Annotated in this window: 9 protein-coding genes; 2 read left to right on the plus strand and 7 right to left on the minus strand. The window is 43.4% G+C overall.

Annotated elements, in window-relative coordinates:
* The first annotated feature begins 279 nt into the window (after positions 1–279).
* Complete coding sequence (locus tag LXO72_RS04455) at positions 280–1596, plus strand: FAD-containing oxidoreductase (protein WP_195214045.1); 1317 nt, start codon at positions 280–282, stop codon at positions 1594–1596.
* A 35-nt stretch (positions 1597–1631) separates the two neighbouring features.
* Here LXO72_RS04455 and LXO72_RS04460 read toward each other — a convergent pair whose 3' ends face one another.
* From LXO72_RS04460 to pcrA, 4 genes are all read right to left on the minus strand, one after another.
* Positions 1632–2432 (minus strand): alpha/beta fold hydrolase, encoded by an 801-nt coding sequence (locus LXO72_RS04460; protein ID WP_195214046.1) that lies wholly within the window; start codon positions 2430–2432, stop codon positions 1632–1634.
* Between the two features lie 31 nt (positions 2433–2463).
* A complete protein-coding gene (locus tag LXO72_RS04465; RefSeq protein WP_195214047.1) occupies positions 2464–2907 on the minus strand; it encodes a GNAT family N-acetyltransferase in 444 nt (147 codons plus the stop codon).
* A 9-nt stretch (positions 2908–2916) separates the two neighbouring features.
* Entirely contained in the window at positions 2917–4188 is a 1272-nt protein-coding gene (locus LXO72_RS04470; RefSeq protein WP_195214048.1) for a DUF2130 domain-containing protein, read from the minus strand.
* A gap of 368 nt (positions 4189–4556) precedes the next feature.
* Positions 4557–6842 carry a DNA helicase PcrA gene (pcrA, locus tag LXO72_RS04475; RefSeq protein ID WP_195214049.1) on the minus strand — a complete coding sequence of 762 codons (2286 nt, stop codon included), beginning with the start codon at positions 6840–6842 and terminating at the stop codon, positions 4557–4559.
* 198 nt (positions 6843–7040) lie between these two features.
* On the opposite strand from pcrA, the gene LXO72_RS04480 reads away from it, so the two are divergent.
* On the plus strand, positions 7041–8234 hold the full coding sequence (locus tag LXO72_RS04480) for a cation diffusion facilitator family transporter (RefSeq protein ID WP_233331656.1): 1194 nt from the start codon (positions 7041–7043) through the stop codon (positions 8232–8234).
* An 89-nt stretch (positions 8235–8323) separates the two neighbouring features.
* Here the strand turns inward: LXO72_RS04480 and lepB are convergent, their stop codons facing one another.
* From lepB to pfkA, 3 genes are all read right to left on the minus strand, one after another.
* Entirely contained in the window at positions 8324–8881 is a 558-nt protein-coding gene (lepB, locus tag LXO72_RS04485; RefSeq protein WP_048689111.1) for a signal peptidase I, read from the minus strand.
* Positions 8882–9032: 151 nt separating this feature from the next.
* Positions 9033–10538 (minus strand): pyruvate kinase, encoded by a 1506-nt coding sequence (pyk, locus tag LXO72_RS04490; RefSeq protein WP_154852450.1) that lies wholly within the window; start codon positions 10536–10538, stop codon positions 9033–9035.
* Positions 10539–10598: 60 nt separating this feature from the next.
* Entirely contained in the window at positions 10599–11612 is a 1014-nt protein-coding gene (pfkA, locus tag LXO72_RS04495) for a 6-phosphofructokinase (RefSeq protein WP_023026651.1), read from the minus strand.
* Between the last annotated feature and the right edge of the window lie 39 nt (positions 11613–11651).

Here is an 11651-nt window from a genome sequence, read left to right on the forward strand (position 1 = left end):
CGGGTAATGGCTTTTGGTAAATATTTCATTTCTTTGATCGATATGATATAATCATGGTAGGTCTAAGGTGCTTTCGCCCCAACCTACCAGAGCCTTACTTGAACCGCTTTGCTTTGTGTGGCTTGCGTTCTTTTGGCTCTTTTTTTAATTTTTTACAGCAAAAAACGAGACTTCTTGTCCCTCTTTCCCACTTCCCATGAGCTTCCAAAAAAACCGTAGCAGATTTCAGACTTTTTAAAATGGGTTTGATACAATAGAAAGCGAAAGAAGGTGTAACATATGTTAATGTATGATGTTATTGTTATTGGATTTGGTAAAGCTGGTAAAACACTTGCAGCGAAATTATCAAGCCAAGGAAAAAAAGTTGCTCTGATTGAAAAGAGCAAGTCGATGTACGGTGGTACTTGTATCAATATCGCTTGTATTCCAACCAAGACCTTGATTGTTGCAGCAGAAAAAGGCTTGGATTTTGAGCAAGCCATGAGCGAAAAAAATGCGGTGACGACTCGTCTCAACGGCAAAAACTACGCAACCATTGCTGGAACTGGTGTAGACATTATCGATGCGACGGCTCGTTTCGTCTCCAACAAGGTCATCGAAATTCAAGCTGGGGATGAAAAGGAAGAATTGACAGCTGAAACCATTATTATTAATACTGGTGCGGTGCCAACTATCCTTCCAATCCCAGGATTAGCTGAAAGTAAATTTGCTGTAGATTCAACCGGTATTCAACGTTTGGAAAACCTACCTAAACGCCTGGGCGTCCTTGGTGGTGGACCTATCGGATTGGAATTCGCCCACCTCTACAATACCTTAGGTAGCCAAGTAACAGTATTGGATGCTGCGGACACGTTCTTGCCACGGATCGAGCCAAGCATCGCAGCTCTTGCAAAAGGCTACCTTGAAGAAGACGGTATTCAATTCTTGCAAGGCGTTCATACCCAAGAAATCAAAGATGACCAAAACAGCTTAACGGTTGTCACAGATAAGGGAGACTTCGAGTTTGATATCCTTCTCTACGCAACAGGACGTAAACCAAACACAGTTGGACTTGGTCTTGAAAACACAGACATCCAAGTCACTGATCGTGGAGCGATTCAAGTTAACAGCCATTTGGAAACTAGCGTCCATGGCGTCTTTGCAGTTGGAGATGTCAATGGTGGCCCTCAATTCACCTACATGTCACTCGATGACTTCCGCATCGTCTTCAACTACCTTACAGGCGATGGTAGCTACAATCTAGAAACTCGTAACAATTATGCAACAACACTCTTCATTGCTCCTCCACTTGCCCAAGTCGGCTTGACCGAGCAAGAAGCACGCGACAAAGGGCTCCCAGTCGCTGTTAAAGAATTGCCAGTTGCTGCCATGCCTCGTGGACATGTTAATGCAGATCTTCGAGGTGCCTTCAAAGCCGTGGTCAACCCAGAAACCAAAGAAATCCTTGGAGCAACTCTCTTTGGAGAAGCTGCAGGCGAACTTATCAACCTGATCACCATGGCTATGGACAACAAGATCCCTTATACTTACATCGCAAAACAAATCTTTACCCACCCAACCATGGCAGAAAACCTAAACGATCTCTTTGCGATTTAACTAACATAAAAAGCTGGAAAATATTCCAGCTTTTTTTAGTTTACGAATCCACAGACAGCCTCTTGAAATGCTTTATTTTCTTCATACAGAGCATGCCCAGAATGCTTTAGAATAAGGAGCTGACAACCCGAAATCGCTTTTGCCAGTTCCTTAGATCCGTCCACACCGATCACATCATCTTCAAGAGCACCAAGAACCAAAGTCGGACATTGAATTTCTTTTAAGACCACAAGGCTATTATGTTCCAGGCAAGACTGAGACTGAATGGCAATTCGTTTCTCATCTTTCATTCGTCCCAAGCGACCCATGATATTATAAAGCAACCGCCACTTTTGATAGCTCTTTTGCGTATAGGAATGCTTTGCAATATCCAGCATGAGATGCTTAAAATTTCCAGATTGACTAAGCTTTTGCCAATGCTCAATTCGCTCTCTAGCAAGTTGACTAGGCTTCGCTGTTGTCACAGCTAGAATGAGCTTTTGAACCTTTTCAGGGAAATCCGCCACCAACCATTGGGCAATCATTCCACCTTGTGAAATCCCTATGATATAGGCGGTATCTAGGTTTAGTGTCTCCATTGCTTCTGCTACATCTGCTGCCATATCCCGTGTCGTATAGCCCTGTCTCAGCTCATTGATTCGAGAAAAAACATAGATTTTATAGTGCTTAGCAAGTAGACGATAAGAGAGGGAAAAGAGCTGGGCCTTTCCTTTAACGGTCTGAAGCCCATCCCCCAAGCCTGGTATAATAACAAGAGACTTCTTTCCTTTACCAAAGGTCACATAATCCATGCTCTTATTGTTAAAATATAAGGTTTTCCCTTTTGTTGAAGACATTACTTCGTTCCCTCTACTATTTTTCCATGATTTATTTAGGTTGAGTTTTTAAATGCAAGGCAAAGCCTGCAGTCACTTTTTCAAATCCAACCGCCTGATAAAACTGATGTGCAGCATTTCGTTCAGCGGTTAATCCACTATTTAAAGCCAGTGCCTCAGCTCCTTCTTTTACCGCTTGTTTTTTCAATTCATCGATTAGCCTACTAGCAATTCCTTGTCGTCTTGTTTCTTTTGCAACTGACAAAGCCAAAATACGATAGTAAGATCCATCTGCTTCAAAAAAGAAGAGCTTTGCATAACCTAAGAAACCTAAAATTTCTCCGTTTCTTTCAGCTAGAAGACAGCCATAATGTGGTTGAGAAAGAATCATTTCTAAACGTTGAGACAGCTTAGAAGCGGTCGTTGGATAGCCCAAGTCTTCGTATAGAGACAGTAGGGCTTCAGCATCTTTCATGGTTGCTTTTCGTATCTGCATAGGATCCTCCTATTCTCCTTTCAGAGCATCAAACTTAGCCTTCATGGTTGGATTTTTCCGTGTCAGTTTTTTGACAGAGACGTCGTCCAGTTTGTTATTTGCTAAGCGCAGCTGGTTTTCAGAGGTCGTCAGGAACTTCTTGATTTCTTCCATCCGACGGATGGCCTTGTCAATCTCTTCGATGGCCTTGCCAAAGTTTGTCGAAGCAGACTGATAGTTCTTGGCAAAAGCTACTTTAAAGGCATCCAAGTCTTCTTCAAAGTGGGTGATGTCGATATTTTGTTCACGAACAAGCGCTAATTCCTGCTTGTACTGGAGCGAGTTAAGCGCAGCATTGCGCAAGAGGGTAATCATGGGCAAGAAGAACTGAGGCCGGATAACATACATCTTCTCATAGGCGTAGGACACATCGACAATACCCGAATTGTAGAGCTCGCTGTCAGCCTCAAGAAGTGTCACCAGAATAGCATACTCGCAGCCTTTCTCACGCCGGTCCTTATCCAGCTCTTTGAAGAAATGCTCGTTTTTCTTCTTGGTCGCTGTCTCATCGCCTTCATTTTTCATCTCAAACATGATAGAGAGGATTTCTACACCATTTTCATCCACCTCACGGTAAATGTAGTCACCCTTGCTGCCGGTTCTGGCATCATTGTCCTTGCCAAACTCAGCTCGTGGAAACATAGCCATACGATTCTTGTTAAACTCATACTCGCAGTGCTGTTCCAAACTCTCGCCAATCATCTTAGTAGACTGCTTAGCTTTGAAATCCTTGTAGAACTCTATGGTCTCGTCTTTCTGCCGCAGCTCTACCTCATAGCGCTCTTTGAGAGAAGTCTGGGCGAGTGCTGCTTCCTTTTCTTGCAAGGCTAGCTGATTCTTAACCTCGTCTCGCTCTTTTTCCAGTGCAGATAAAGTCTTTTGGAGCTGATTCTCATGCTCCAAGCGCAAGGTGGCCAACTGATTTTCCAGCGCTTGCACTTCTTTTTCTTTCTCTAGTAGGCTTTGGCTAGCCGTTTGCTCCACCTCTTTTTTGGCCAATTCTTTTTCGGTATCAAACTGTTGAATCTGGTTCTGTAACTGGGCAATTTCTTGGTCCTTCTTTGCTAACTTCTCTTGCTGTTCATTAAGGGCCTTTTGCTCTGCTAAAGCCAACTCTTGCCGAATTCGCTCATGAATTTCCTTGTCAAACTCTGCTGTCCGTACCTGTGACAAGAGTTCGCTGTATTGACTTTCATTGACTGTAAAGACTTCCCCACAGTTGGGACACTTGATTTCGTTCATAGTATGCCTCTTTCTCTATTCTTAGTATATTATATCATGCCACCAGTAAAATCAAAACCAACAAACGAAGCTTGCTGGTTTTAAGTAAATATTCATTCTTTTATAGAGACTTTCCTTAGGTGAGGACGGACGGTAGCGACTCCCTTTGGGATTCCATACCTTAGATTTGAGCCTTTCGTCTCAAATCTACCGAGCACCAGAAACTAATGCGTTTCTGATGCTTTCCTCACGGCGAAAAGTCTCAATCTATTTTGCACTAGTTCCAAAATATTTTTTTCAATAGTCTCATTCAGTAATAACTTTAGATTTCTGAAAAGATGTTGCTTATTTATAATCTGAAACAGTGGACTTAGCTTACTGGCTTTAGTTTATTTCTTCTCAATCGGCGCGACACTGGCCAAGAGTTTTTTGAGACCCACTTCTGGGAAGTTGATCTTGAGTTCTTGGGTACTACCACTACCAGATACTTCAAGCACGGTTCCTTCGCCCCACTTCTTGTGAATGGCAATATCACCAATGGCCCAAGCGACACTTTCTTTGGTGCTAGAACGGTTGCTATTGCCAAAGGGGAGGCTTGATGACGTGAGGGCACTTGGAGCTGCTTGTCTCTTGCGCTCTTGAAGGGCTTGTGACAGGCTCATTCCTTTTCCAAAGGTTGTTCCGCCTCCATTGCTATAAGAAGCCTTAAAGCTAGTGTTGGCTGGACGGGCCAAGCCCTGGTAGGTCAATAAATCCGAGCTAATTTCATTGATGAAACGCGTCGGGCGGTTGTAGCTGGTCCGTCCAAAGAGCAAACGAGAGTTGGCATTGGTCAAGAAGAGAACCTTCTCTGCCCGCGTGATTCCTACATATGCTAGGCGACGCTCTTCTTCCAATTCATCCGGATCCTCAGCTGCTCGACTAAGAGGAAAGACATTTTCTTCCATCCCAATCAAGAAGACGACTGGAAACTCCAATCCTTTAGCCGCGTGAAGGGTCATCAAGGTGACTTCTGAGGTCTCTTGAGCTCCATCATCTGTATCGGCAATCAAAGCCAAATCGTTCAAGAAGCGACTCAGGGTCTCCACACCTGATTCGTCTTCGACGGTCTCTCCGTTTTCATCAAAATTCTTGGTAACAGATAGGAACTCTTGGATATTCTCGATGCGGGCCTGACTTTCCAAATTTCCCTGATTGGTTAGGGCTGTCATATAGCCTGTCTTGTCAAGGACTTCTTCGACCAATTCTGTAATGGTCAGCTGGTCCAATCTTTCTCTCAAATCAAGAATGAGATTGGCAAAGTCCCAGATGGCTTGGGCAGCCTTTCCTTTGATGCCTGAGAGCATGATATTAGCCGAAGCATCTAGAAGTGAGGACTCTTGCATTTGAGCAAAGTCACGAATCTTATCCACTGTACCTGGCCCGATTCCCCGCTTGGGTTCATTGATAATGCGCTCAAAACTGATATTGTCACTAAGGTTGGCAATCAAGTTTAGATAAGCAATGATATCCCGAATTTCCTTCCGGCTGTAGAACTTGGTGCCCCCTACCATGGTGTAGGGAATGTTAGACTTGAGCAGCGCTTCTTCAATGGTCCGGGACTGAGCATTGGTCCGGTAGAGAACGGCAAAATCACGGTGTTTGTAGCCAGCTTCGCGACTGAGCTCTTCAATCGTTTTAGCAACAAAGACCGCTTCATCCTGCTCGTCATTAGCCCGGTAGTAGACAATCTCTTCCCCGTCAGCATTTTGGGTCCAAAGATTCTTAGGACGACGATTTTTATTGTTTTTAATGACATCATTGGCTGCTTGCAGGATGGTTTTAGTCGAGCGGTAATTCTCTTCTAGGAGGACGACCTTGGCATCAGGATAATCCTTCTCAAAGTCCAGGATATTCTGCATATCTGCTCCCCGCCAGCCATAAATAGACTGGTCCGCATCCCCAACGACACAGATATTTTTAAAACGTGAAGCCAAGAGTTTGACCAATTGGTATTGGGCATGGTTTGTATCTTGATACTCGTCTACGTGGATGTATTGAAACTTCTGCTGGTAATAGGTCAGCACATCTGGATGCTGATCAAAAAGACGCAGGGTCAGCATGATCAAATCATCAAAGTCCACTGCTTCTGACTGACGGAGTTCCTTTTGGTAAGCCTCATAACACTTGGCGACGATCTGGGTATACATATCCCCCGCTTGGGCGACGTAGGCCACTTCATCGATCAGGTCATTTTTGGCATTGGAAATAGTCCCCAAGATGGTCCGTTCATTCCATTTTTTAGGATCCAAGTTCAAGGACTTCAAAATCCGCTTCATCAAGGTCCGTTGCTCACCCGGGTCGACAATGGTGAAGTTGCGGTTGTAGCCAATGTGATCCGCATCACGACGGAGGATGCGCACACACATAGAGTGGAAGGTGGCAATCAAGCAATCTTGGGTGGCTGGATTCAACTGATAAGCCCGCTCCTTCATTTCCCGAGCGGCTTTATTGGTAAAGGTAATGGCCAAAATATTCCAAGGATTGACCATTTTTTCATCGATCAAGTAAGCGATGCGGTGGGTCAAGACACGTGTCTTACCAGAACCAGCCCCCGCCATGATCAAGAGGGGACCTTCTGTCGTTTGGACCGCCTCTGCTTGGCGATCATTCATACCATTCAATAAAGGATTCATCTCATACTCCTCATTCATTCAATCGTTCTATTATACCACATTTTCGCCCTTTCTCCTTTTGGAAACAGTTGGCATCATTTGAATTTTGTACTCAAAAAAGCTATAATAAAGCCTTAAGAAGAACGAATATTTCCTCATCAACAACGATCCAAGTTTGTCGCTTAGGAGGAAATCTACAGAAGTCTGGAGGAGGTCTAAGTGAATCGATCACAAAGTAATTTAAAACTAGCCGAACGTGGAGCCCTGATCAGTATTGTCGCCTACCTGATTCTTTCCGCAGCTAAATTAGCAACAGGCCACCTGCTTCACTCCTCCAGTTTGGTCGCTGATGGTTTTAATAACTTATCCGATATTATCAGCAACGTCGCCCTTCTCATTGGCATTCGCTTAGCCCGCCAGCCAGCTGACCGTGACCACCGGTTCGGTCATTGGAAGATCGAAGATCTAGCTAGCCTGGTGACGTCCATCATCATGTTTTATGTGGGCTTCGATGTCCTACGAGATACGGTTCAAAAAATTCTCAGCAGGGAAACAACTGTTATTGATCCTTTAGGAGCCATTGTTGGAGTTGGGTCAGCCCTTGTCATGTTTGCGGTCTATCTTCATAACCGCACTTTAGCCAAGAAAGCCCAATCCAAGGCCCTCAATGCAGCTGCCAAAGATAACCTCTCTGACGTGGTCACTTCTTTAGGAACCTCTGTTGCGATTGGGGCTAGCGCTCTCAACTACCCCATTGTGGACCAATTGGTGGCCATTGTCATCACCTTCTTTATCCTAAAAACCGCCTACGATATTTTCATCGAATCCTCCTTCAGTCTATCTGATGGGTTTGATGAAAGTCTCCTGGATAAATACAAGGCGGCTATTCTGGAATTGCCAAAGGTCAGCCGGGTCAAATCCCAACGGGGACGAACCTACGGAAGCAATATCTACCTGGATGTCGTCATTGAAATGAATCCAGACCTCTCTGTTTATGAGAGCCATGCCATTACCGAAGAGGTCGAGCGCCTTCTCAAGGAAAAATTTGGAGTCTTTGACATTGACGTCCATGTGGAGCCAAGTTCTATCCCTGAAGATGAGATTTTGGACAATGTCCTTCTCAAATTAAAGACCTATGAGGAACGTTTGCAGGCTCAACAGGAATACCAAACCCTCCTGGCAGACAACTTCATCCTCATCAATGAGTATGGCCAAGAAAGTCACAAGGAGGACCTGGTCCGTTTGCAGGAAGAACATCAAATTCCGTTTAAGAATTTCGAAATCGAATCCATCAGTCAAAAGACCAAATTGATTCGCTATGAGTTAAATAACCAGATCCACACCAGTCTCTGGCGGCGTCATGAACACTGGCAAAAGGTCTTTCACCAAATTACCAGTAAACAGGAAAAATAGAACTCTCTACCTCAATCTAACAAGAATAAAAAGCTACTGCAATTCATTTCTGCAGTAGTTTTTTTGTAAGAAAAAATAGCCCTTCCGGACTATTCTTCTTCTTTAATAAAACCAAATTTATTTAGGGGGTACAATCTGAAATCGACAACACCTTCAATCTGATCTGCTTGAATATAACCAAATTCACGACTGTCTTTGGTATTGTTGCGATCATCATTTAGGACTAAGTAACTATTACTTGGTACTTTTCCAGCCTTAGTTCCCTTAAGTTCCCTAGAGAAAAAATCATTTGTAAAATAATCACCACTTGGTGCCGCCAAATGTTTGGTCTTCATCTTGTCCAAATATGGCTCTGCTGTAGCTACACCATTCAGATAAAAGACATCATCCACATAGCTGACCTCATCGCTCTCTATCGCAATGACACGTCCAAGATATTGTTTCTCTTTTACATGATAGAGGACCAAGTCTGTTCGATCAATCTTCCCCTTTTTAGTCGCTAATACTAAATCATCTTTCTTAACGGAGGCATTGGCCATTTGATCAGATACCCACAATGGTTGAAAAACAAATAGGCGCAAAGTAAGGAGTACCAAGCCCAATATTCCAATGATGATAATATTCCGAATCAAATCCCTTTTCGACATTCCTATCCCCCCTTTCAGTTCATTCCATTATACCATTTTATTAGACAATAAAAAAGGCCCACAATCCTAAATTGTCAGAAATTGGTCTAAAAAGAAAAACCTTGCCTCCAAGCTTTTATGCTTAGAGAACAAGGTTTGTTTATTGGTTAGATTAACGTACTGTACGGATACGCATTGTATTTGTACGAACAGCTTCACCAAGTGGCACACCTGCAACGATTACGATATCGTCACCAGATTGTACAAGACCTGCTTCTACTGCTTTACGTTCTGCGATTTCGAACATATCATCAGTTGATGATGGAGCATCTGTCAACATTGGGATGACACCCCAGTTCAACATCAATCCACGCTCTGTCAATTCGTCAAATGTCAATGCCAAGATATCAGCATTTGGACGGTATTTAGAAATCAAACGTGCAGTGTGACCAGTCTTAGTCAAAGTTACAACCAATTTGATGTTCATTGAGTTTGTAGCGTCTTTAACAGCTGAAGCCATAACTTCTGTCTTAGAGTTACGTTCGAATGAATCTGAGTTCAAACGTCCGTATTCGTTAAGAAGAGTTTGAGCGTTCTTGTCGATGGTAGCCATTGTGCGAACAGACTCAAGTGGGTATTTACCATTTGCAGACTCACCTGAAAGCATTGTAGCATCAGTTCCGTCGATAACAGCGTTAAATACGTCTGATACTTCTGAACGAGTTGCACGTGGTTTTTCAGTCATTGTTTCAAGCATGTTTGTTGCAGTGATAACAACTTTACCAGCAGCATTCACTTTTGTGATGATCATTTTTTGGTAAACTGGAACCATTTCGAATGGTACTTCGATACCCATGTCACCACGAGCAATCATGATACCATCAGCTGCTTCAATGATTTCATCCAAGTTATCGATACCTTGTTGGTTTTCGATTTTCGCGAACAATTGAACGTGACCGTTACCAGTTTCTTCACAGATAGCACGAACTTCGTTCACGTCTTTTGCAGTACGTACGAATGAGATCGCGATGAAGTTGATACCTTGTTCCAAACCAAAACGGATATCGTCGTTATCGCGTTCAGCAAGAGCTGGGAAAGGAATTTTTGTGTTAGGGATGTTGACACCTTTTTGTTTTGCGATCACACCGTCGTTTTCAACTTCAACGATGAATTCACGACTTGCATCGTCTTTTTCTACAACACGAAGACCCAATTTACCATCGTCGATCAATACTTGGCGACCAACTTCAACGTCATCGTAGATGTCAAGTGCGCCAGCAACGTTCAAGGCAATCACTTCACGAGTTGATTTGATTCCTTGTTTAGTCGCAACACGGATCTTTTCACCAGTTGTATAAGAGTACTCTTTAGCATCGCCTTCGAACAACTCTGTACGGATTTCTGGACCTTTTGTATCAAGAAGGAAACCAACTTTTTTACCAGCGATTTCTTCTGCACGTTTAACTGTTGCCATACGATCACCTTGTTCTTGGTGGTCACCGTGTGAGAAGTTGAAACGGAAAGTGTTTGCTCCAGCTTCGATCAATTTAGCAATGTTTTGTGCTGAAGCTTCAACGTCAAGTTTTTCACCCCAATATCCATCATCACCAAATTTTTTACCACCACGGATTTCTACCGCAGGACCTAAGGTTGCAACGATTTTTACACGTTTGTTCATGATTTCTATGACTCCTTTTAAAATACACTGTCTTTTTAGACAAATTTTAACAAATAAATATTAAATAGAAGATAAGCTACGGTTCAACTCTGCAAGGTTCAAGTCAGCCTTGTGAGGGTTGTTCACTTTGATCTTACCATCTTCAGTTAAGCTAAAGAGTGCACCTTCTTCTGCACTACCAAGAATTGGGTTTTCCACCATTTGTTCATTGCGGATACCAACGGCTACGCCACCGATACCAGCTTTCAGCAACTTAACAGCATGTGCACCCAAACGTGAAGCAAGAACACGGTCACGCGCAGTAGGTGAACCACCACGTTGGATATGTCCAAGTTCTGTTACACGAAGATCGCTTGTATCTCCGGCATCTTTCAAGGCTTTACCAAATTCAGCAGCTGACATCACACCTTCAGCAAGAACGATGATGTTGTGTGTACGACCTTTTTCGTAGCCCTTCTTGATGCTCTCAACGACATCTTCGATAGCAAAGCCTTCTTCTGGAATGATAATTTCATCCGCACCAGAAGCAATACCAGACCAAAGGGCAATATCCCCTGCGTGACGTCCCATTACCTCGATAACGAAAGTACGGTGGTGACTAGATGAGGTATCGCGGATCTTATCAATCGCGTCCATAACAGTTGTAACTGCTGTATCAAACCCGATTGTGAAATCTGTACCAACGATATCATTGTCAATTGTTCCAGGAAGTCCTACAGCTGGGAAACCATGTTCAGTCAAACGCATCGCTCCGTGGTATGATCCATCACCACCGATAACGACAACACCTTCGATTCCATGTTTTTTCAACTGCTCGATCCCTTTTAATTGACCTTCGCGTTCAGCAAATTCAGGATAGCGAGCTGAATGAAGCATTGTTCCACCACGAGAAATAATATCTCCAACTGATGAAGCATCCAATTGATGGATATCACCAGCAACCATACCAGCGTATCCATTATAGATACCAAATACTTCCATTCCTTCAGAAATTGCTTGGCGAACAACTGCACGGATAGCAGCATTCATTCCAGGGGCATCTCCTCCACTGGTTAAAACAGCAATACGTTTCATTTCGATATTTGCTCCTTTTTTTTCTTTTACATTCTAAAT

It is taken from the genome of Streptococcus sp. XMC (genome assembly GCF_021341835.1).
Lineage (GTDB): Bacteria > Bacillota > Bacilli > Lactobacillales > Streptococcaceae > Streptococcus.

What these genes read in the sequence shown, in the direction of transcription:
- LXO72_RS04455 (WP_195214045.1), top strand. Translation starts at nt 280, where the DNA reads ATGTTAATGTATGATGTTATTGTTATTGGATTTGGTAAAGCTGGTAAA.
- LXO72_RS04460 (WP_195214046.1), bottom strand. Translation starts at nt 2,432, where the DNA reads ATGTCTTCAACAAAAGGGAAAACCTTATATTTTAACAATAAGAGCATG.
- LXO72_RS04465 (WP_195214047.1), bottom strand. Translation starts at nt 2,907, where the DNA reads ATGCAGATACGAAAAGCAACCATGAAAGATGCTGAAGCCCTACTGTCT.
- LXO72_RS04470 (WP_195214048.1), bottom strand. Translation starts at nt 4,188, where the DNA reads ATGAACGAAATCAAGTGTCCCAACTGTGGGGAAGTCTTTACAGTCAAT.
- pcrA (WP_195214049.1), bottom strand. Translation starts at nt 6,842, where the DNA reads ATGAATCCTTTATTGAATGGTATGAATGATCGCCAAGCAGAGGCGGTC.
- lepB (WP_048689111.1), bottom strand. Translation starts at nt 8,881, where the DNA reads ATGTCGAAAAGGGATTTGATTCGGAATATTATCATCATTGGAATATTG.
- pyk (WP_154852450.1), bottom strand. Translation starts at nt 10,538, where the DNA reads ATGAACAAACGTGTAAAAATCGTTGCAACCTTAGGTCCTGCGGTAGAA.
- pfkA (WP_023026651.1), bottom strand. Translation starts at nt 11,612, where the DNA reads ATGAAACGTATTGCTGTTTTAACCAGTGGAGGAGATGCCCCTGGAATG.